Origin of the sequence: Amylolactobacillus amylophilus DSM 20533 = JCM 1125 (genome assembly GCF_001936335.1) — a bacterium.
Taxonomy (GTDB): domain Bacteria; phylum Bacillota; class Bacilli; order Lactobacillales; family Lactobacillaceae; genus Amylolactobacillus; species Amylolactobacillus amylophilus.
In genome coordinates, this window is the sequence record NZ_CP018888.1 from 527267 (window position 1) to 549970 (window position 22704).

20 protein-coding genes are annotated in these 22704 nt (G+C 43.1%); 5 read left to right on the top strand and 15 right to left on the bottom strand.

Features of this window, described 5'->3' with window-relative positions; all coding sequences use genetic code 11:
• Window positions 1–80: 80 nt before the first annotated feature.
• Window positions 81–500 carry an Ohr family peroxiredoxin gene (locus LA20533_RS02915; RefSeq protein ID WP_236693771.1) on the bottom strand — a complete coding sequence of 140 codons (420 nt, stop codon included), beginning with the start codon at window positions 498–500 and terminating at the stop codon, window positions 81–83.
• A 135-nt stretch (window positions 501–635) separates the two neighbouring features.
• Between LA20533_RS02915 and LA20533_RS02920 the strand changes: the two genes are divergently transcribed.
• The 3 genes from LA20533_RS02920 to LA20533_RS02930 all read left to right on the top strand — a co-directional run bounded on the left by LA20533_RS02920 (window position 636) and on the right by LA20533_RS02930 (window position 3343).
• A complete protein-coding gene (locus tag LA20533_RS02920) occupies window positions 636–1583 on the top strand; it encodes a UbiA family prenyltransferase (protein WP_054746265.1) in 948 nt (315 codons plus the stop codon).
• A gap of 42 nt (window positions 1584–1625) precedes the next feature.
• Entirely contained in the window at window positions 1626–2273 is a 648-nt protein-coding gene (locus tag LA20533_RS02925; RefSeq protein ID WP_054746266.1) for a metal-dependent transcriptional regulator, read from the top strand.
• A 113-nt stretch (window positions 2274–2386) separates the two neighbouring features.
• Window positions 2387–3343: a Gfo/Idh/MocA family protein gene (locus tag LA20533_RS02930; RefSeq protein ID WP_054746267.1), complete on the top strand. Its 957-nt coding sequence runs from the start codon at window positions 2387–2389 to the stop codon at window positions 3341–3343.
• 236 nt (window positions 3344–3579) lie between these two features.
• On the opposite strand, the gene LA20533_RS02935 is transcribed toward LA20533_RS02930, so the two are convergent.
• From LA20533_RS02935 to LA20533_RS02945, 3 genes are all read right to left on the bottom strand, one after another.
• Window positions 3580–4674: a C40 family peptidase gene (locus tag LA20533_RS02935; RefSeq protein ID WP_056946747.1), complete on the bottom strand. Its 1095-nt coding sequence runs from the start codon at window positions 4672–4674 to the stop codon at window positions 3580–3582.
• A 186-nt stretch (window positions 4675–4860) separates the two neighbouring features.
• The gene (gene tyrS, locus LA20533_RS02940; protein ID WP_054746269.1) at window positions 4861–6126 is read right to left on the bottom strand and encodes a tyrosine--tRNA ligase; all 1266 of its coding nucleotides are present in this window, start codon (window positions 6124–6126) and stop codon (window positions 4861–4863) included.
• A gap of 303 nt (window positions 6127–6429) precedes the next feature.
• Window positions 6430–7374 (bottom strand): glycosyltransferase family 2 protein, encoded by a 945-nt coding sequence (locus tag LA20533_RS02945; protein ID WP_056946750.1) that lies wholly within the window; start codon window positions 7372–7374, stop codon window positions 6430–6432.
• A 165-nt stretch (window positions 7375–7539) separates the two neighbouring features.
• Between LA20533_RS02945 and LA20533_RS02950 the strand changes: the two genes are divergently transcribed.
• On the top strand, window positions 7540–8469 hold the full coding sequence (locus LA20533_RS02950) for a glycosyltransferase family 2 protein (protein WP_056946753.1): 930 nt from the start codon (window positions 7540–7542) through the stop codon (window positions 8467–8469).
• 184 nt (window positions 8470–8653) lie between these two features.
• Here LA20533_RS02950 and LA20533_RS02955 read toward each other — a convergent pair whose 3' ends face one another.
• The 8 genes from LA20533_RS02955 to LA20533_RS02990 form a co-directional block, all read right to left on the bottom strand.
• Window positions 8654–9274, bottom strand: coding sequence for a glycerol-3-phosphate acyltransferase (locus LA20533_RS02955; RefSeq protein WP_054746281.1), 621 nt, complete (start codon window positions 9272–9274; stop codon window positions 8654–8656).
• 14 nt (window positions 9275–9288) lie between these two features.
• Window positions 9289–10410, bottom strand: coding sequence for an LCP family protein (locus tag LA20533_RS02960; protein WP_056946756.1), 1122 nt, complete (start codon window positions 10408–10410; stop codon window positions 9289–9291).
• A gap of 153 nt (window positions 10411–10563) precedes the next feature.
• Window positions 10564–11442, bottom strand: coding sequence for an aldose 1-epimerase family protein (locus LA20533_RS02965; protein ID WP_056946760.1), 879 nt, complete (start codon window positions 11440–11442; stop codon window positions 10564–10566).
• Window positions 11443–11588: 146 nt separating this feature from the next.
• Window positions 11589–12956 (bottom strand): branched-chain amino acid transport system II carrier protein, encoded by a 1368-nt coding sequence (gene brnQ / locus LA20533_RS02970; RefSeq protein WP_056946763.1) that lies wholly within the window; start codon window positions 12954–12956, stop codon window positions 11589–11591.
• 73 nt (window positions 12957–13029) lie between these two features.
• Window positions 13030–14349, bottom strand: a complete 1320-nt coding sequence (locus tag LA20533_RS08425; protein WP_236693772.1) for a polysaccharide deacetylase family protein — start codon at window positions 14347–14349, stop codon at window positions 13030–13032.
• A gap of 121 nt (window positions 14350–14470) precedes the next feature.
• Window positions 14471–15274: an ABC transporter ATP-binding protein gene (locus tag LA20533_RS02980; RefSeq protein ID WP_054746273.1), complete on the bottom strand. Its 804-nt coding sequence runs from the start codon at window positions 15272–15274 to the stop codon at window positions 14471–14473.
• Window positions 15275–16186, bottom strand: a complete 912-nt coding sequence (locus tag LA20533_RS02985; RefSeq protein ID WP_054746274.1) for an ABC transporter permease — start codon at window positions 16184–16186, stop codon at window positions 15275–15277.
• 36 nt (window positions 16187–16222) lie between these two features.
• On the bottom strand, window positions 16223–17212 hold the full coding sequence (locus LA20533_RS02990; RefSeq protein WP_236693779.1) for an ABC transporter substrate-binding protein: 990 nt from the start codon (window positions 17210–17212) through the stop codon (window positions 16223–16225).
• Window positions 17213–17700: 488 nt separating this feature from the next.
• Here LA20533_RS02990 and LA20533_RS02995 point away from each other — a divergent pair, with 488 nt between their 5' ends.
• On the top strand, window positions 17701–18669 hold the full coding sequence (locus LA20533_RS02995) for an FAD:protein FMN transferase (RefSeq protein WP_056946765.1): 969 nt from the start codon (window positions 17701–17703) through the stop codon (window positions 18667–18669).
• Between the two features lie 53 nt (window positions 18670–18722).
• Here the strand turns inward: LA20533_RS02995 and LA20533_RS03000 are convergent, their stop codons facing one another.
• The 3 genes from LA20533_RS03000 to LA20533_RS03010 all read right to left on the bottom strand — a co-directional run bounded on the left by LA20533_RS03000 (window position 18723) and on the right by LA20533_RS03010 (window position 22556).
• The gene (locus LA20533_RS03000; RefSeq protein ID WP_054746275.1) at window positions 18723–19415 is read right to left on the bottom strand and encodes a 2,3-diphosphoglycerate-dependent phosphoglycerate mutase; all 693 of its coding nucleotides are present in this window, start codon (window positions 19413–19415) and stop codon (window positions 18723–18725) included.
• Window positions 19416–19715: 300 nt separating this feature from the next.
• Window positions 19716–21920, bottom strand: coding sequence for a peptidoglycan recognition protein family protein (locus LA20533_RS03005; protein ID WP_056946768.1), 2205 nt, complete (start codon window positions 21918–21920; stop codon window positions 19716–19718).
• Window positions 21921–22025: 105 nt separating this feature from the next.
• Window positions 22026–22556, bottom strand: a complete 531-nt coding sequence (locus tag LA20533_RS03010; protein WP_056946770.1) for a sigma-70 family RNA polymerase sigma factor — start codon at window positions 22554–22556, stop codon at window positions 22026–22028.
• Window positions 22557–22704 lie beyond the last annotated feature (148 nt).

Sequence of the window (22704 nt, forward strand, 5' to 3'; positions counted from 1 at the left end):
AACGAGATTATCACAAAGTTTTCCCCGGCTCAATGCCGCTTGTGTTAATCTCGTTTTTAGCTAATTATCAGGTGGTGAATTTACTCAGCTTCTAACACAACTTCGATGTTGCCAGCTGTTGCCTTTGAGTATGGGCAAATTTGTTCACCCTTCTTCATGTAAGACAGTGTCTCATCCTTACTGAGTCCCTCGATGTGACCAATTAGAGTTACGCGTAACTTAAAGTCTGTGCCAACACCATTGTAGAGGCTAACCTCAGCCCGTAACTTACGTGGCAAGTCCCCCTTGCCATCGGCTTCTAGTGGGAAGCTCATTGCACCGTTAAAGCAGGCAGAAAATCCAGCCGCAAAAAGTAGTTCTGGTGTAACTGTGTCTGGTGTTTCTGTCATTGAAGTCTTCACTTCAAAAGACTTGTTTGGGGTGTAGGAAACACCCTCACGGCCGCCCTCGTTAATTGCTGTCTTAACCGAAATCTTCTTCATTGCATCATAACTTGTCATGTTTGTAAAAACCTCCATTGTTTTTTCTAAAAACGCTTACAAATAAAGTTTAACATATTAGAATTAGATTGTATACAATCTTATGTGTTAATTTTGTAACATTTGCATTATCATTGTGTATTGGAGGTTTACAACATGTCATTAAAGAATTTTCTGGAATTTATCGAGATTCGTACCAAAACGCTCTCTGTGCTTGCGTTTATTGTCGGACTCTCGTTCACTTTCTACTACTTTGGTAACCTAAATTGGGTGAATACCGTACTCTTCTTCATCGCTATGTTCACGTTCGATATCGTGACAACAGAGATTAACAATACCATGGATTTCGTCAAGGCAAAGGATCAAAACTACCGTGACAACATTAATCTTCTCGGCCGTGAGCATATCTCTGTTGCGACTGCTGCCACCTATATCATCGTGGGGCTCGTCATTGCCAGTGCCATCGGCATCTACCTTGTCACACAGACAAACTTACTGTTACTAGCGCTTGGCGGGCTGTGCTTCATCATCGGTATCTTCTACACGTTCGGTCCGCTACCACTGTCTCGCCTTCCTTTAGGCGAAGTATTTTCTGGGGTGACCATGGGATTCGGTATTCCCTTTATCTTTGCCTACGTCAACCTAAATGACGCAGCATTACTGAGTCTAGAAATTGATCAGCATTGGAACTTTACGTTTAGCGGTTCCCTGATCGCCGTTGCTGCATTTGCGGTGGCCACGTACCCTATCGCCTGCTACATTGGCAACGTGATGCTCGCCAATAATCTGTCTGACATGGAGACTGATATCAAGAATCACCGCCTGACTTTTCCCATTATGGCTGGTAAAAAGCTTGCAGTACTCACATATGAATTTCTCGCCTTGAGCCCCTACCTGGCACTAATTGTCGCAGTGATCTTAAAATTCTTGCCAATCACTAGTTTATTAACATTCTTTACCTTGTTGAAAATTTATCCAAACGTCAAACTTTTTGCCAACAAACAAGACAAAAAGACAACCTTCCCCACTTCGATTCAAAACGCAACCATCTTTACTGTGGCCCTTGCGGTAACGACAATCGTTGGTGCGTTAATTAATTTCTAGAAGTAGAATGATTTGTTATAATAGGGCAAAGGCGGTAGCAAAATGACACTCTCATCAAATAAAGAAAATTATTTAAAAACGATTTTTGAACTCAGTTACGACAGGCAGAAGATTACAAACAAGAATATCGCGGATATACTCCAGGTGAGTGCACCGTCCGTGACCGAAATGATGGCTAACCTGACCAAATCAGGCCTCGTGACCCACACGCCATATAATGAGATATCACTGACCAAGGAAGGCCGACTACTGGCAACCGAGATGGTGCGCAAACATCGCCTGTGGGAGATTTTCCTCTACCAAAAGCTTGGCTATGGCATTGAGGAGGTTCACCGGGCAGCAGACACGCTGGAGCACTCCACCGATTCGAAACTAGCCGATCGGCTTAACGTCTTCCTTGAGAAGCCTGCACGTTGCCCACACGGTGGTATCGTACCTGGGAATTCTGTTGAAGAAGTCGAAAGCGACGTAATGATTTTGGCAGATGTACCGAACGATCAAACGGTCAGTATTGTGCGCGTGATGGACAATCACGAATTCCTCATGTATTTTGGTGAGCTAGGACTAAATATCGGTGAAGAGCTCACCGTGCTGCGCCACCAACCATTTGACGGTCCAGTCGAAGTTCAAGCTGGTAACCGTAAAATTCAGATTAGCCTCAAATCGGCACGCTATATTTTCGTGAAATAGGTTCATCTAAGTAATAATTCCAACTGTGGTAAATTCACCGCATGGTGGAATTTTTTTTAGTTAGCAAGTGGTAAAATGAACTTGGATAACAATCAAACAAAAGGAGAACCAAGATGACGAAGAACTTAAATTGGGGGATCGTTGGATTAGGAGCCATTGCGCACGACTTTGCCGCAAGCTTCAACCAGCCCGATAGCAAACTCTGCGCTGTAGCATCTAGAACAACGACCAAGGCTGAAGAATTTGCAACTAAATACGGGATCGAGAAAGCATATGGTGACTATGATGAAATGTTAGCGGACCCGGCACTCGATGTCGTCTATATTGCCGTACCAAACAAGCAACATATTGAGTACATCCTGAAAGCTCTGCATGCGGGCAAGCATGTCATGTCAGAAAAGGCAATCACGATTGATAGTCAGGAGTTGCAAGAAGCTATAGAACTCGCCGAAAAGAAGCAACTTGTATTAACAGAGGCCATGACAATCTTCAATATGCCACTCTACCGTGAATTACATTCAATCATCGCTTCTGGCAAATTAGGTAAACTCAAGATGATCCAGGCGCCTTTTGGCAGCTACAAGGAACCTAATCCGGAAAACCGCTTCTTTAATCCAGCACTAGCAGGAGGCGCTCTACTGGATATCGGGACGTATGCTGTATCCTTTGCACGTTGGTTCATGACCGCACAGCCGCAGGTTGTTGCATCCACTATGCAACCATTCTCAACTGGGGTTGATGAGCAATCTGTTACAATTCTCCAGAATAAGAATTCAGAGATGGCCGCCGTTACGCTCACCTTCCAGGCCAAGATGCCGAAACTTGGCATCGTTGCTTTTGAAAATGGCTACATTACAGTCGACGGTTATCCACGGTCAGATGTTGCTAAAATTTACTACAATGATGGCTCCGTGGAGACAATCGAATCAGGCGAGTCGGCTGAGGCGATGAACTACGAAATTGCGAATATGAACAAGATTATTAGGAAAGAGACTACAAACGAATCACTCTTCTATACCAGGGATGTGATTGATATCCTTGATCAGATGAGACAGCTATGGAACAGGTAGTGCCATAACACGCTTAGCTTTCGAGCACTAGTGAATTCAGGTGCTCACCACAAAGTGGTGACAAGCTGAAGAACTAGACGGAGAAAGTTGTGCTGGGAAACACAGTTAATAGGTAGTGCCACAGCACGCTTAGCTTTCGAGTACTAGTGAATACCTAAAGAACTGATTAAAAATTCCACATAACATAAAAAGAGCATTCCAGCTGGAATGCTCTTTTACTTTGGATTGATTTTATTTTAGAGACGACGACCAAAGCTTGGTGTGAAGTATTGCACGCTACCAACTTTAACGTTTTGGCCTGGTCGTGGTGCATGAATATATTGGCCACCACCAATGTAAATACCTACGTGATATGCACTACCAACGCCACCCCAGAATACGAGATCACCAGCTTGCAACTGTGAAACGCTGACATATGAACCAACATTACTTTGATCTTGTGATACACGTGGCAATGAAATACCAGCCATATTAGCCGCGTACTGAACTAGACCAGAACAGTCAAAGCCAGCAGGTGTTCGACCACCCGAAACATAAGGAACACCGATAAATTGTGCTGCATTTTGAATTAAGCTTGATGAACCCTTAAAGCTCTTAGCAGCCTGCGTTGTTGTCGCATTCCAAGCAGTCTTCACTAATTGCTGTGTCTTGGCAGAATCTGCCTTTTGCCTTGCCTCAAGTTCTTTTCTGTTGTCCCACATTTCTTGTTGTAACTTAGTTTGACTTTCTTTTGCCTTAGTTTTGGCAGCTTTCAGAGATGTCATTTCTGAATCAGCTTTCGCCTTTGCAGCAACAATCTTAGCTTGTTCAGCTTCTTGACTTTCCGCCAAAGCGTTTAACTTAGATTTTGCTTCGTTTACGTCATCGATTGCAGCCTTATTAGCTGAGCTAATCTTACCAACAGCCATTGAACGGCCAATCAAATCAGAGAAATTATCTGAGCTTAATAAATAGTCAATATAGATATTGCCCGAAACACTCTTGTTTGATTCTTTCTGTAATTCAACAACTTGGTCACGTAAAACTTCTTTACGCTCATCAAGTTCCTTCTTAGCAGCTTTAATTTCTGACTTAGTCTTAGCTATTTCAGCCTTAGACTTTTCAATCTTGGTGTTGATTTTACTTATCTCAACCTGTTTCATTGAAACTTGATTATTTAACTTAGCTACTTTTTGATTTAATTCGTTTAATTTTGTTTGTAATGATGTGTTGGGTGTTGCTTCAACTGTGTTACTAGTAACCCCCGCGAAACTAGTTAACCCCGTGGTGCCAACGCCAGCTAAAGCGAGCGCAGCTACTGCTGTAAAAGTAATTTTTTTAATGGATTTCAAAATATCTTCCTCGTTAACTTATTTTTCGAACGAGACTAAGTATAACTTAGTTACATTACAGCGCAATTACAGGCAAGTTAAGGTTCGTACCAATATGAATCCCCTTACAACAGGGTTTAGGTCAATTGCTGTCACACTAATAAAATTGCAAGCGTTCTATTTTACGGTGGTGTTACAAAAAAGAATTTATTCCTCCACCGTCACAAGTGTATATTTCTTCTTGCCCTTACGAACAATTACGAACTTTCCGTCAAATGCGGCGCTTGGATCCACGATAAATTCTAAGTCAGTTTGTCTCTCACCGTTCAGATAGATTGCCCCATTCTGGACATCTTCTCTGGCCTGTCTCCTTGACGGCTCAATTTTGGTTACATCGACCAAGAACTCAACAATATTAACTGGTTCGTGCGTCATTGTGGCACTTGGCATGTTCTTAAAGCCCTGTTCAATCTCAGCTGAAGTAAGATTCTTCAGCTCACCCGTGAAGAGCGCATGTGTGATGTGCTTCGCCTGTTGCAGTGCCTCTTCACCGTGGACAAAACGAGTAACTTCTTCAGCCAGTTTAATCTGGGCAGCACGCTGCTCAGGCGCTGTCTTCACCTGCTCCTCGAGGGCATCAATTTCTTCATGACTGAGGAAGGTAAAGTACTTCAGGTATTTGATTACATCGCGGTCGTCTTGATTAATCCAAAATTGGTAAAATTCGTACGGCGTGGTTTTCTCCGGGTCAAGCCAAACAGCACCGCCAGCGGTCTTACCAAACTTCGTACCATCGGACTTCAACATCAACGGAATAGTGAGACCGTAAGCCTCTTGCTCAGCGCCGCCCAGCTTATGAATCAAGTCTGTTCCCGCGGTAATATTGCCCCATTGATCTGCTCCACCAATCTGAAGTTGGACACCATAATTCTTATTCAACTCATAGAAATCAATCGACTGGAGGATTTGATACGTGAATTCAGTGTAGGAAATACCCACTTCCAACCGGCTGGCCACAACCTCCTTATTCAGCATGGTTTTCAGATTGAATAATTTACCATAATCACGCAAGAATTCTAGTAAGGAAATCTGGGACAACCATTCGTAGTTGTTCACTATTGTGAAATTCTCTGTGCCGAAAAGTTGCTCCATCATCTTGGTTAGAGCGACCTCGTTATGATGTACTTGCTCCATCGACTGGAGCACCCGCTCGGAGTTTTTGCCGGAAGGATCACCAATGGAGCCTGTCCCACCACCGATAACGATAACCGGGTGATGCCCGGCCTCTTGGAATCTTTTAAGAATCATGAATGGGATCAAGTGACCAATGTGCAAGGAATCTCCCGTGGGATCGACGCCACAGTAGAGCGAAATTTCCTTTCGTGCCACCAACTTACGGAGCCCCTCCTCGTCGGTCTGCTGATTGATTGCTCCACGCCATTCTAAATCGCTGATAATATCAAATTTTGCCATGTTTTTCCTCCATCAAAAAATCCCTAGTAGCAAAAAACTACTAGGGACGAATTAATATCTAAGTCGTGGTACCACCCAAATTCGGAGCAAAGCTCCCTCTACATTGTTATCGAGGTTTCCCCCGTCGAGAAATAATCGTATTTCGCTGACACAATCTGCCTAGTTCCCACTAACCACTAGTTCTCTGACCACTGAATTATGCCGCTACTCAATTGTAACTAAATCTCGCTAAAGTGATTCTAACAACAAAAGAAATTTTTAGCAAGTAACTCTGAATTATTGACAACCGCACCTTTAGCTATATTATTTGCCAATTCTCTCTTCAATGGTATATCTAGGTCGGTGTTTCACTTCAGTTGTAACTTTACCAATATATTCGCCGATTACACCTAAGCTAATCATCTGAAAGCCCCCGATAATCCAAATTGAAATCATTAATGAAGACCATCCTTCATTTGCTTTACCAATCAATTTGACGATCACAGAATAAACAAATGCAATCATGCCAAACAAACTAAACAGAATACCCAAAATTAGGATCGCTCTCACGGGAGCAATTGTTAACGATGTAATACCATCCCAAGCAAAGGCAAGCATTTTTTTCAAAGGATATTTTGATTCACCAGCAAGTCTTGGTGTTCTTTTGTAGTAAACTTTTACACTTTTATATCCAAGCATTGGAATTATTCCACGTAAAAACAAATTTCTTTCTTTATATTCAAGTAGTGTCTCCACAGCCCTCTTACTCATTAGTCTAAAATCTGCATGATTAGGTACGACCTTAACACCAAGAATATTCAATATACGATAGTATCCCTGGGCGGTAGTTCTCTTAAACCACGTGTCTTGCTCACGATTATTTCGGACACCATAGACAACTTCGTTACCTTCGTTAAATCGATCAACCATTATTTTGATGACATTAGGGTTGTCTTGTAAATCTGCATCGATGGTTACAATCATATCGGACGTTTCAATTGCTTCACTCATTCCAGCCACTAAAGCATCTTGGTGGCCAAAATTTCTGCTGAATTTAATTCCAGTAAAACGGTAATTTTCAGAATTTAACTCTCTTAGTATTTCCCAAGTATTATCTTTAGATCCATCATCAACGACTAAAATATTTGAATCTTCTGCTATTTTACTTTCGCTGATTAAGTCATCTTCAATTTGAAGAAGTGTGACCAAAGTTGTCTTCAGAACTTCCTGTTCATTGAAGGCAGGTATAACAATTGTCAGTTTATTCATAAATATCTTCTTCTCCACCATTATAAACAAATCATACTACACTTAAGCTACTAAACTAAAGACAAATTTATATTTAAGTAATTTAAAAGGTGTGTCAAAAACCTTGTGTAAACATAACAGCCGATTATGATAAACTTAATTTATTAACGTGGAGGAAATATTTTAATGACACAAAAAGTTTCAATAATAGTTCCCTGCTATAATGAACAAGAAAGCGTGCCGCTATTTTACACCGCCATCAGTAAGGTTTTTTCCAACATAGACTACGAAATAGAACTGCTCTATGTTGATGATGGCTCAAGTGACGACACCCTTAATTCGATACGCAAGGTTCAGAAATTAGACCCAGACCACGTTCATTATCTGACCTTTTCACGCAACTTCGGTAAAGAGGCTGCGATGTATGCAGGGTTACAGAACGTGACTGGTGACTATGTAGGAATTATGGATGTTGACCTACAAGATCCACCAGAATTGATTCCGAAAATGCTCGCAGAAATTGAAAACAACAACTATGATGTTGTCGGTTCACGCCGGGTTACTCGTGCTGGCGAACCAAAGATTCGTTCATTTTTTGCCAGAATGTTCTACAAACTAATCAACAAAATATCCGAAACCGAGATTGTTGATGGCGCGCGTGATTTCCGGATTATGACAAGGCAAGTTGTCAACTCCATCCTCACTGTGACTGAGTATAATCGTTTCTCGAAAGGTATTTTTTCTTGGGTTGGTTACAAAACCAAGTACCTAGAATATGAGAACCGTGACCGCGTAGCCGGTGAAACCAGTTGGTCCTTCTGGAAATTACTCCAGTATTCGATCGATGGAATTATTTCCTTCTCAGAAGCACCCCTCTCAATTGCAGTATGGGTCGGTCTTGCAACATCAATTGGATCTTTGGTTGCAATATTTATAATTGTCATTCGGACTCTGTTGTATGGTGACCCCACTGCAGGTTGGCCATCAATGGTCTCTATCTTCTTACTGGTTAGCGGAGTTATTTTACTCTCACTCGGAATCATTGGTAAATATATTGGCAAAATTTTCATTGAGGTGAAGAATCGACCGGTTTATATCATCAAAGAGAAGAAATAGCAAAAAACAAGAGTTAGTAGTCCGACGGACTTACTAACTCTTGTTTTTGTGTGTTGAGATTAGGAAACTAGTCCCGTTGCATGTCACTACTTGTTTAATTGTGTTCCCTGCAACAACTTGTTTAATTGTGTTCCCTGCAACAACTTGTTTAATTGTGTTCCCTGCAACAACTCTTTGCATGTCACTACTTGTTTTTAAATCTCTGTTTCGTTGACTTCAAGATGTCGACCTTCTTCGCATTGCCTTGAACCAAGTCTTTCAAATCAGTCCGAAACTGCCAAATCATGATTAACGTCAACACGAGGAAAACATACATTGTCTCCGTATCACCACGCATCATGTACTGCGCCGTCATCAGGAGCAACGCGAGTATTGGCGGTACAGTGAGATTCTGTGACACTACCAAGACAAACAATGCAACCAAAAGCTCGATTAGACCGAGCCGCCAATCAAAAATCAGCATGAACAGGACGCTAACTGCCACACCTTTACCACCCTTAAATTTCTGCCAGATTGGAAAATCATGGCCTAAGGTCAGTCCAAGGCCAGCATATAGCATTGCTAGTTCTGCGTCTGCTGTGAAAATAAATTGGACGAGTACGAGTGCCACGAGTGTCTTAAACAAGTCACCAATTAGTACCAATATCCCAGCCTTTTTGCCTAGAACAGCACCAACATTCGCCGTACCCGGATTGCCCGAGCCAAACTCGGTCGGTGCCGGCTGGCCGAAAAACTTGGCCACCACAAAAGCTGACAAGATATTACCAAATGCATATCCTATCAGTAATGAAACTATTCTCACTATCATCAATTCACCCATTAATTTGTGCCATCCCAAATCACACCAGGATTACTCTTCGAATAGATTGTGAATGGTTGTGTATAAACACCGCTGTGCCAATCAAACGTTGTATTCTGCTCATTCTGGTAAGTCTCATTATTATCCAATGTCTCAGTCTCAAGGCCCATCTGCTCCCTGATCAAGTCCGAGATTCGCTGAAGTTCAGTCGTTGCCATAATCTGGTATGATGCATCCCCGATAAACGCGGGCGTACCATGCAGATAATCACTCTTCATATTATCCGCTGCACTAGTATAGTTACGCATAATACTTATCATGTTGTTAAAGGTTAGATTAGTACGCACATTATCCTCAAAGGAGTCAAGGATGGTCTCCAGGTTCTTGACCGTGTTCAATGAAATTGCGTTTTTTACAATAGACTTAATCACCTGACGTTGACGCTTCTGACGCCCATAATCATTCTCGGGGTCATCATAACGCATCCGAGCATACGCCAATGCCTGTGCACCATTCAGATGCATTGGGCCCTTCGTAAACGTGTAGCCGCCGTAGGAAAATGTGAATGGTACCTGAACGTCCACACCGTCAACCGCGTTGACAATCTTCTCAAGCCCGGCCATATTAACCTCGACATAATACTTCAATGGTACATTCACAAGGGCGCTAACGGTGTTCATCGCCATCTTGGCCTTACCAATACTGTAGGCAGCATTAATCTTCTGCACGTTAAAACTGCTAGTGCCGATCATCTCAGCCATCGTATCACGGGGTACACTGAACAGCGCTGAGCGTTTATTCTGAGCATCAATCGTCGCAACAATAATTGTATCGGTATTTGAAATCTCATCGCTCCGACCGAACTTACCAGTATCTGTACCTAGTAACAGAATCGAAACGGGATTCTTACCATCAAAAAAGCCAGGATCAACATTAACAGCATTCTTAGAATCATATGTTTTATCAACCGCGTTTTTCGCTCTAAAGTATGTATAACCCGCATATGTACCAAAGCCAATCAGCAGCAAAATCAACACAATCAATATGTTTCTCAGAAAATGATGTTTTTTCGGTTCTCTGGCCAAATTATCATTCTTGTGTAACTCAGCCCGCGTCATCGTTGATTTATCATTCTCGCTCATGAACGTTCCTCATTCTTCTCATGTCTAACGGTATTATAGCAAGAAACTAACGAAAATGAAGAATTATTGTCATTTCTTAAGAAAAATAATATTAAAAACCACCTAAAGCTCTCTTTACTCGGAGGTTAGGTGGTCAATAATGCCTACTAAATTTTAAAGAAGTTTCATCATATAAGAACCGTTGTACTTAGAGCCCGGTTCGAGGGTCACATTACCCTCCTTCGTCAGCCAATCGGTTGGCTCACCGTGGACATCAGGTAATCCATTAAACGGCTCAATACACAGAAATGGTTCCTCGGCGTTCTCCATCGTCCAAAGTGTGACATACGGGAAGTCTTCAAGCGTCAATTCAATGCTGTGTTCGGACTGTGGACTGCTTAACTTGATTGCCGTCAATCCCTGATTAGCAATAATAATCAGTCCGTCATCAAACGTCTCATGCGTGAGCGGCAGTGTAGAACCGCGTCCGGCAGTCAAATCAACTACTTTACCGGTTCTAAAAGGTGCTGGTCCAATCTCAAACTTCTGTAATTGTGGTACCTCAGGTGAGACTGTGATTTGATAATCCGAGAAGGCCAACTGGTCACCATTCATTGGTACGTTGAAGCCAGGATGTGAGCCCAATGCAAACGGCATTAACTCCGTTGAATTATTAATGACTTCGTATGACGTAATCAAATTTGACTCACTCAACTGATATGTCACGCTTAGTGAGAATTGGAACGGAAACTTCACTAATGTTTCTGGATTATCCGTCAAAGTGAGTGTCACGTGGTCATCGCCCTTATCAACCGGCGTCCATGCATAGTCGCGCGCAAAGCCATGTTGCGTCATCGGATACGTTTTCTCGTTTAATACATATTGGTCCTCATTTGAACGACCAATGGCTGGAAACAGAATTGGTGCATGCCGTTTCCAGGCGGTACCATTCCAAATAAAATCAAAATTATCATTTTTTTGAATAATATGAGTAATCTCGGCCCCAACTTCATTAATTTCAACCTGTAAAAATTCATTCTCAATTGAAAGCATTCTTGTCCCCATTCTAAAAGCCAACCGGCAAGAAATGAACGGGACCCAAACCGTTCTAGTTGAAACATCTAGACCAATTGACGCAATTATTTATTATTTTACCACATAAAAAACAATGTCGTTAACACATTGTCATTTTTCTCTATTTATTTTGTTAGACCAATCTTTCTATAGCGTAGCATGTAATAGATCCACGAGATTAAAAAGCCAATAATGCTTGGAATAATCCAGGTTAAGCCAATGTCATAGAATGGTAAGTGGCTCTGAATATTGGCAATTGCTTGGCCAAATGCGCTACCACTAATTTGCTTCGGTAACTTCACCACAAAGTCTAGTAAGGCGGGAACAATCGTCAACAAGAGCGTCCCCCGATAGAGCTGCTTAGCAGCAGGTGCATCGTAGACCGTGAGCCCCAGTAAGACGAGTACGATCACAATTGGGTAGAGGAACATCAGGATAGGAACCGACCAACGAATTAGTTTCTCCAGTCCGATGTTCGCTACCCCAAACGAAGCAACCGTTGAGATAGTCAGCCATGCCCGGTAACTCAACTTACTAAAACTGCGGTGGAAGTCTTCAGCGAAGGAAGTTAATAGGCCAATGGCCGTAGTCAGACAGGCTAGAATAATCAACGCTGCTAAGAACAATTGTCCCGGTTCGCCCATCAGGTGCCGCACTATTTGAACCAGTGTGGTTCCGCCTTCGGCCGCAATTTGCTCTTTGCCAAGCGACATGGCTCCGAGCAGAATCAGGCCAACATAGATTAAGCCGGTCAGTAGGAAGGTTAAAATACCCGATAAACTTGTAATGCGCTCAACATCACGCTTCTTACGGTAACCCATCTCTCGAACAGAGTTGACTACGGCGCCCCCGAATACCAACCCCGCTAGCATATCAAGCGTATTGTAGCCTTCCAAAAAGCCCTTGAAATAGGTGCCATTACCGAAGTTTGCCTGTCCCGCCTCTAAATTTGGATTACCCATCGGGTTCAGCATGGCCAGAACGAACAAAGTCGCTAATAATATCAAGAATAATGGATTCATGATTTTGCCAACTGTATCGATAATCGTCGATTCACGATTAGCAAAGTAGAACGCTACCGCAAAGAAAAGCGCGCTGTAAATCAACAGTGCTAGCTGCGAATGCTGTCCACCTAAAAGTGGCTTGATGCCAACGGCAAACGACACTGTGGCTACCCTAGGTGTGGCGTATAGCGGACCAATCGTTACTTGTACCAGAATCATGAACAATAAGGCGAACTTGGTGCCAGCAGGGTTGCCCAAGTCACGAATACCCGAGGCATTCGACTTGCTAATCACCAGGATGGCCAGCAGCGGCATCAACACGGATGCGGTCAAGAAGCCCAATGTGGCCACCAACCAATGTGAACCGGCCATCTGCCCCAGGTGAATTGGGAAAATCAGATTTCCTGCACCGAAGAACAGCCCAAAGAGCAACGAAGCAATCACAAAATATTTTTTTATGCCCGTTTGGGGCTCGTTTAAATCATTCACTAGAAAATCTCCTCAACTGGTCATCGTTATAACACTAAATATGCATACTAGTTGACGAGCCGCTCCTTGTCAACTAGGCTGGACGGTAATCATTTTGCCCGAAATACTGATAGCCAGGAAGTAGTTTTTGTCCCAGTAATTCTTTGACCGTCTTGAGCTCATATCCCTCTTGTTTGAGGTAACTAATTATCCCCGGCAGGGCCGCAACAGACTGCGGATGGGTATCATGCATCAAGATGATTGCGCCCGGATGCGCGCTCGCACGTACCTTACCAATAATGGCCGCGACATCGTTGGTTGCCCAATCATCTGTGTCGATGTCCCACTGAATCAAGGGCATCGGTAACGTAGCACCCACTGTCGTGCTCACGGCACCGTATGGTGGTCGAATGAAGTCTGCTAGTTTGCCCGTTGCACTGTATATCGCATCGTTTGTTCTGGTGATTTGGTCGGTCATCTGTGCGGGAGAGAGTGTATTCAGCTGGGGGTGATCATAGCTATGATTGCCTATCTCATGGCCTTTTTCTAAAACCTCTTTGGCAAGCGCAGGATAGGCACTTGCGCCGGTTCCCACCATGAAGAAGGTGGCTTTTACTTGTTGTTCTGCCAGTGTCTTTAGAATAGCTGGTGTTGTCGCTGGGTTTGGACCGTCATCAAACGTCAACGCAATAAATTTCCCGGTCGCTGTAGGCACCCGGTCGCTTTCTAAAATATATTGTGGCGCAATAAAAGGGGCGACTTCTGCAGCACCCAAAGTTATACCAGAAATTTCAAGGCCCTCTTTTGAATAACTAAAGTTTGTTGTCTTAGTCTCTGACAAAAAACTTTTGTTGAGCAACTCGTTTAATTGAGTGATGGAGAGGCCACGATCATCTGCTTGTTGCTTAATTAGCTGGTAGTTTAAAGCCCTAACCGCGGCATTATCTGGTACCAATTCTGCCAGTGTGAGAAGATGACCATTCGTCTGGTTAACCGTCTGACTTGCCAAATTAACCGTCTGTCGCAGTCGTAAGCGCTGATTCTTCTGGCGTGTATAGACTTTCACGACCGGTTTAATTGCAACAAACGACTCAGGTCCCTGCTGCACCGAAAAGCTGAGGTAGGCCGTGCTACCTTTCTTGCTACCAGCTTTAGTCAGAATTTCCTGTGCATCTACCTTAACCGCCGGAGAATACTTGACCTTCTTGCCGTCTAACTCCGGCTCGATTACAACCAATTTGCCGTTTTTTGACTTAGTTTCACTCGCATTTTGTGCAGACTTGTCCTTCAATTTATTAACCATATGCTGTTCTACTCGTGTTGCTTGTTTCTTTTGATTAAGGTAAATCCATGATCCACCGGCAACTAAAAGCGCGAGTACAATTATTACATCGCTAATCAAAAACTTTCTCATGATTTAGTACCATTCCCCAAAGCGTTATTTAACCTTATTCTACATGAGACAAGAATGGAGATAAAGAAAAACGCCACGTAAAAAAGGATAGCCACAGCCATCCTTTTTGTCTAGCAACAGTTTATCCTAACAGCATCGCATCGTTATTTAATTCCTTACCACTACGTTCCTTAAAGAGTTGCATCAACTTCGGCACGGTCATCCCCTTTTTCTCCGCAGCATTCAGCTCAACGGCTATCTGTCCGTGGTCCAGCATAATTAACCGATTACCATACTTAATGGCGTCATCCATGTTGTGCGTAATCATAAGTGTCGTAATGTTCTGTGCCTTGACGAGCTTGTCAGTCAGTTCCATCACCGTTGCGCTAGTCTTTGGGTCTAGTGCAGCAGTATGTTCATCGAGTAGTAATAAGCTCGGAGTCTCGATGGTTGCCATTAAGAGAGTAATGGCCTGCCTTTGCCCGCCTGATAACAATCCTATTTCTGTCGTCAGCCGGTCCTCTAATCCGAGTCCAAGCTGGGCCAATTTCTCCCTGAATAATGCTTGATCACTCTTCTTAACACCAGTTCGCCAAAAGTTTCGCCACTCAACACGATGTAGCGCGAGTGAGAGGTTTTCCTCCACTGTCAAAAGTGGTGCAGTACCAGATTTGGGATCTTGGAACACACGACTGATGAGCCGGGATCTCTTGGCCACATTCTGGTAGGTTACGTTTTGGCTATTAATCTTAATTTGGCCGCGAGAAACCGGGAGCGAACCAGCGATGCTGTTTAAGAGGGTCGATTTACCAGCGCCGTTACCACCAATGATCACCATAAAGTCACCCTCGTTTAGACTTAAGTCAATCGACTTCAGTGCATGATTCTCATTTGGCGTTCCTTGTTCGAAAATTTGTTGTAATTTCTTCACTTCTAAAACAGGCATTTACTCATCCTCCTGCATTGCGCGGTTATTCTGGCGCCTTTCTTTTTGTCTTTTCATGGTTTTATTAATCAACGGAATTGCCAAAAATACGGCAAGCATCAGCGAGTAGAACAGTCTTAGCGCGTTAGGATCGACACCACGATCGAGCACAAATGCAATGATCAGCCGGTAGATAATTGAGCCAACGATAATCGTCATGAGCCGCTTGCCAAAAGAAAGGTTGTGCAGGATGATCTCGGCAATAATAATGGCTGCGAGCGCGATCACAATTGTCCCGATACCCATCGAAACGTCCGCGTACCCGTTCATCTGCATCATCAAGCTACCGGATAGTGCAATCAAGCCGTTTGAAATCATGTAGACAATAATTTTCATATTATCGTTATTAATACCGTTCGCCGCACTCATCTGCTGGTTATTTCCCACAGCCCGTGCAGCGAGCCCCATCTCCGTGTTGAAAAAGAAGACGAGAATCGCAATCACGATGACCACCATCACTGCGCCGATTACCATCACATCCATCGTTGAGCTGCCAAAGTCATGCATTGTAAAAATGGTTTTGATGTTATTCAACAGCGAGATATTCGCCTTGCCCATCACGAAAAGATTGACCGAATACAGGCCAGTCATCGTCAGGATACCAGTTAACAATGCCGGGATTTTCAACTTGGTGTGCAACACCCCGGAGACAAGCCCAGCGGCCGCGCCGCCCAGGAAGCCGTATAGCGTCGCCAGAATGGGCGAGATACCGCTGACCAATGATTGGGCCGTGATGGCAGCCCCCAAGGGGAAGCTCCCTTCGGCAGTCATGTCAGCAATATCCAATATTCTAAATGTCAGGTAGACACCAATGGCCATAATTGACCACAGCAACCCTTGATAGATGCTTGAAACCAGGATATCGACATCCATTAATAAAATCCTCCACGTAGTTAAGTTAATTGAATACTATTTTAGCATATCTTCCGTAATTCCGAATAACTTCATTCGTTTCGTGCTGGTCATCAGCTCTGTTTTCGCAGGGGCCTCAACTGGCAGCTGATCAATCTTCTTACCCTTTAGAATCTTCACGGCCATCTTAGCGGTCTGCTTACCTAATTCCTTGTAGCTAATTCCCCGGGTTGCCACACCAGCGTATTTAATCATCGTTGCATCGGCGTTAATCACTGGTGTCTTGACCTTCTCGGATACCTTACCGATGGTCGGCATCGCTGCAGCGGCAATATTATCTGTTGGGATGTAGATTGCATCAACTTGATGGGCAAGTGCCGTCACGGCCTGTTCTACATCATTCGTAGTAGCTGCAGTCTTCTCAACCGCAGTCAATCCCAATTTCTTCAATTCCTTCCTCGCAATCTTAATCTGGAAGACTGAATTAGGCTCACCGGCGTTGTAGAACAGTCCCACTTTCTTCGCCTTCGGGAAAATCTGGTGCAAGAAGTCAATCTGACCCTGAACATCAACCATATCGGTGACCCCGGTGGCATTCATATCTGGCTTCTTTGGGGTATTTACTAACCCGGCAGATTTGGGGTCAGTGATTGCGGTGAACAACATTGGCGTATCTGGATCAACCTTTTGCAGCGTTTGTGCTGCTGGAGTGGCGATGGCGAGGTTTAAATCATTCTTATCCTTCTTCAATCGCTCACTCATCGAACGTAGATTACTCTGATCTCCTTGGGCATTTAAAAAGTCGATTTTGACCTTATCACCTGAGTAACCAGCTTCCTTTAATCCCGCCTCGAACCCCTCACGCGCATCATTCAATGCCGATTGGTCCAGCAGCTGCAGGATCCCAATTTTGACGGTATCCTTGTCCGCTGACTTCTGCTCGTTACTGCAAGCCGTCAATCCCACCAGCACTCCCGCAAGGGCAGCTCCCGCAATTAATTTCTTCATATGTTTCTTGATACCGCGCTTTTTATTCGTCGTATTCATCATTACTCTTCCTCCAAATTTGTCTATTTCACTAATTTTTTAACCAGTTTAGCCAAATAAAAACCAGTCATGGGATAATAATCCATGTGACTGGCCAGAAAATATCTTTTTTTATTTTGATACAAAACTACCTAAAAAAAGACCACATGGATAAATCTCTCATCCATGTGGCTGTTATTTGCACTTTGAAAAGTACGCCTATCATGGATGCAATTCGCTCTCCGCGCTTGCATCCGTTGATACTAGACGCAACCGCTATCCGTAATAGTCGTAATAATAGGCTTGATTTAATTGTCGATTAGTAAGTTTATCCATGACTCTTCTCCTATTGTTACCAGAACTGTGTCGCCACTTTAGATAGCTGGTTTTTTAAAGCATACTATCATTTATTTCTCACGTCAAGCGGTAATTACAGAAAATTTTTGGTCAACGCGAGCATTTTTAACTGTATAATTGAGTCAACTAGACGATTTGAAGGACTGATAATAATGGCAAAGGCACAAGAGACTATTACGAAGACGCATCACGCATTAGGGACCAATATTGTGCTCACACTGTTTGGCACAACAAATATGCAAATTCTTGACCAAACCTGTGCGCTAATCGACTTCTACGAAGACCAATTGACAGTAAACCGCCAAGAATCAGAAGTAATGTCGATTAACCATGCTGCCGGCCAAAATGCGGTCAGCGTATCCAATTCCACGTATGAATTGGCTAAGCGGGCCATCTTAGTCAGCCAGGAGAGACGCGGATTTGATGCATTAATCGGGCCATTGGTGAAGCTTTGGAAAATTGGTTTCACCGGGGCTAACGTACCCGACGATGCGGCGATTAAAGCCAGACTAAATCTAACAGACCCCACCGCGATAGAAATGAACGACCAAGAAATGAGTATTTTCTTGCAAAAGCCGGGGATGGAACTGGATCTCGGCGGAATCGCTAAGGGCTACATTGCCGATCGTATCCGGGACTTCTGGCGCGCCTACGATGTCCGTGCGGGCATCATCAATCTCGGCGGTAATCTCCTATTTGTGGGGAATTCACCAGCTCACGCCGACGGTAACTGGCGCATTGGCGTCCAGAATCCTTTGTCGCAGCGGGGTGAAATTATTGCTAGTGTCACCAGTGGTGAATGTTCGGCCGTCACCAGCGGCATCTACGAGCGTTCTTTTACAAAGAATGGCAAACAATACCACCACATTCTAAATCCAAACACAGGCTATCCGACGGAGAACAATCTGTTGGGGGTAACAGTCTTCACTAAGAATTCTATTGATGCGGAAATTTACACCACGCAGTTCTTCTTCGCTGGTCCAAAAGCCCCGGAGTGGTATCTGAATCACCCAGAGGTCTACGGCGCCATTTTTGTTACCAAGGACAATCAGATTAAGATTTCTGGACTAGCAAACCTAGAGGTCATAATTCTTGACGCATCATTCACATTAGAACAATAAGAAATTAAAAAAGCGTATTCCGAGGATGGAATACGCTTTTGCTATACAAATAATTAGTCGTGTAATTTTTCTTTTGAAACAACGTTTAATTTATCATCAAATGTGTAAACAACAGGTTCACCAGTAGCCATTTCAACATCCATGATGTCTTCGTCGGAGATGTTTTCGATGTACTTAGTCAATGCGCGAAGTGAGTTACCATGTGCAGCAACAATCACGTTCTTGCCGGCTAATAGGTCTGGTGCAATGTGGTCCTCCCAGAATGGCAATGCCCGTTCCAGAGTAACCTTCAAGTTCTCACCACCAGGTACTAAACGTGGGTCTAGGTCTGCATAACGACGGTCGTTGACAGCTGAGCCTTCATCAGTAGCTTCCATCAATGGAGGTAAAGTATCGTATGAACGGCGCCAGATGTGCACTTGTTCGTCGCCATACTTATCAGCAGTCTCCTTCTTGTTTAGGCCTTGTAATTTACCGTAATGACGTTCGTTCAAGCGCCATGACTTAGTTTCAGGAATCCAAAGTTGGTCACTTTCTTCAAGCACATAGTGCAAAGTCTTGATGGCTCTAGTTAAAACTGAAGTATAGGCTTGATCAAATTCGATTCCAGCTGCTTTGATTGCAGCACCAGCGGCCTTAGCCTCACTCACACCTTGTTCTGATAAATCAACATCGTGCCAGCCAGTGAACTTGTTCTCAAGGTTCCATTCACTTTGACCGTGACGAATAAATACTAATTTCGACATTTTCGTTCTCCTTTAAATCCTTTATAGTACATACCGTTAATTATTTTACACGTTTTAGCAGTTTTTTCATAGTCGGGTTCAAGTATTTTTACCACAAACAAAAAAGACTCCTACCAACAATAGGAGTCTTCATGTAAAAATAAGCCACGAAATGTGAAAAGAATAAACCGAATCAATACTTAGAGGAGTGTATCTGTTTTGGCTTGCGCCAACAACGATTTTAATTTCTGCTAAATTTTTACAAATTAAGTATACTACATCTAAACCAAATTACCAATAATTGTTTTCAACGTTATATTACTAGATACTTGGAATCTTACTGTACCCTTCCACGTAGACGTATCCGCTTGGAATCCAGTCTACAGAACCAACCTTGTACCAAGTTTGTGTTCCTACGACTCGCTTACCAAAAATTTTCCACCTTGTGTTCATACCCAATACTCTATGGGTAATATTAGCGCCAGCTGTACCGTAAACCTTTATACCCCGACTATGCATTACCTTAGCTACAGGTTCACCGGAATTGACAGCTAATCCTGCACCAGATGATACAACAGGTATACTGCTGTATCCCGTAATCGAGATTCTGTTGCCTTGAATCCAGTTATCAGTCCCAACGTTATACCAAGCTTGACCGTTATAGTTCATCCTAGCAAATACTTTCCACTTTGTCTGAGGATTAAGTGTTTGCCCTGTAGCGTTTGCACCAGGTGCTTTATAGACAGGAATTGCTCCAGCTACTTCAACTTTAGCTACAGGTACACCAGAATTAGTAATAGTTCCTGCAGCTGATCCACCACCTGGGTTTACAACAGGTATTTGACTATAGCCGGTCACATAAAGATATTTACCTTCAATCCAGTCATTTGAGCCAACCTTGTACCACATTTGACCGTTATGTGTTGTCCGACCAAAGACTTTCCAGTTTGACTGTGGTGGCAATTTTTGGCCAGTGGCACTAGATCCCGGTGCCTTATAAACTGGAATATCACTACCATTTTCAACACGGGCAATTGGTGAACCTGAATCAGTAGTAGTCCCTATAAATGGATTTACAACAGGAATTTGACTATAGCCGGTCACATAAAGATATTTACCTTCAATCCAGTCATTTGAACCAACTTTATACCACATTTGACCGTTATGTATTGTCCGACCAAAGACTTTCCAGTTTGACTGTGGTGGCAATTTTTGGCCAGTGGCACTAGATCCCGGTGCCGTATAAACCGGAATTTTGCTGCTATGTTCAACTTTGGCAACTGGTGTACCGGAATTACTAGTAGTTCCTGTAACCGAGCCGGAATCGATATTTACTACCGGAATACTACTGTATCCCTTTACATACAGATACTTACCTTCAATCCAATCATTTGAGCCGACCTTATACCAAGACTGGCCTTTATATGTTGCTCGACCGAATACCTTCCAGCCAGATTGTGGCCGCAACTTTTGACCAGTGCTACTAGAGCCTGGTGCTTTATAAACTGGAATTTCTGTTCCATGTTCAACGCGTGCAATAGGACTGCCACTATTGGTCACCTTACCCGCATCGAGATAGTTCATCAAAATCTTGCTGTAACCAGTGACATAAGAATATTTACCCTCTATCCACTGATTAGTAGCAACACGATACCATGTCTGACCGTTAACGGTTGCTCGACCGAATACCTTCCACCGTGAATTCTTTGGTAGAGTTTTATTAGTTTTGCCTGATCCAGGATCAGAATAAACTGGTGCCCCTGAATTATTTAGAACCTTAGCAATCGCGTCACCACTGTTTGAGGTCGTTCCCATCAACCCAGACTCATCAGGTGGTTGAACCGTCCCGCCGAGTGAATTGTACTTCTGAACAATCAGATCGTAAAATTGGTCCATAGAGTAGCCAAAGCTTGCAAAATAGCCATCGGGATCACCATGATCGGTACCATGTAGATAATATGAAATATTTCTATGTGACCAGATAGTACCTGTGCCATCTCGCTTAGCTTTACTTGGTTTTAGACCATATTGTTTCAACAAAGTCGCGATATAATACGCATCGTTACTGATAGAATGGGCAAAGTTATAATTAGAATGTTCATGAACCAGTTCAATCTGAATAAAATGCCCATTAGCATTTGGCCCTGCCCCCCAAACAGTCTGGTTTGTAGTATGAATATTTCTAACCTCATTACGGTCCACGAAAGCATGAACATAGGCAAAAGATGTTTTATTCCACTCTCGTTGCATATATGTAACTTCGTTTTGCAACGTAGATGCCGAGTTCCCTGTCTCATGAACAATAATCCCTTCGGGTCTGCCCTTAGCATATGCTACACCTTCAGTAAAGGTAGATTTGGTGTAGTTGATTGGTGGATTTGCAAATTTTTGTGCATTGATGTAACTATTATTAACAGCCGCTTGGACTTCAACGATGGGGGCCGTAGTCTGCTGGATAGCAACCCCCACAAGGGTGAGCGCAGATGCACTAGCGAAAGCACCTACCAATTTCTTATTTAATCCCATTTTAACTCCTCCTAAGACAATAAAACTGTTCTACTACTAAACTAGCATGAAAACGTTATTAAATCAACGATAATCTATTTTATGTAACACTTTAGTAACAACAAATTAAACTGTGATATACTGCCGTAAATATTGCCTTGTCCTCTTTTGCGCTCGATAGATTGTTTGAATACTGATATCACACTCTTTTGCTAGATCTTTCAAACTTTTTCCTCGTAGAAAATGTTCTTTTAGAATTAACTGTTCAACGTTATTTAATCCATCTATAGCTTCATTGGCTTCCATACAAATCACCATTTTGTCTGAATCTGCGGCATTCTCCGTCAATTCTTCATGATCAAATCCATCATCCAGTGAATAACTAGTCTTTTCAGCCAGAAACTTCTGTCTTCTTAAGGTATCAATACTTTGCCAAACAATCTTACGGAAGGCTAACTTATCCATCTCGGCCTTCGTCAGTCGAGGATTTGCCACAATCATTAGTGCATATGTAATTAGTCCCTCCTGCACAAAGTCTTCATAATCATTGTTATGTGGCAGAATTCCCGCCGCCTTAACCGCTCCATAAACCAGACGAATATTGTTGATTGCTTTTGTAAAACTAACTTGAGTAATTTCGTTCGTTATTTCGTTCATTGCGGAACCTCCCTCGGTATCCACAAGCGCTTGTGGTACCTCAAGAATAAGTTTTCCAATTTGTCAAACCAAGCCGAAATAGGGTAACTCAAATACGTATCACAATCACGTTTTAGCCACTTATATTTTTACGCTACCAACTCTCCCT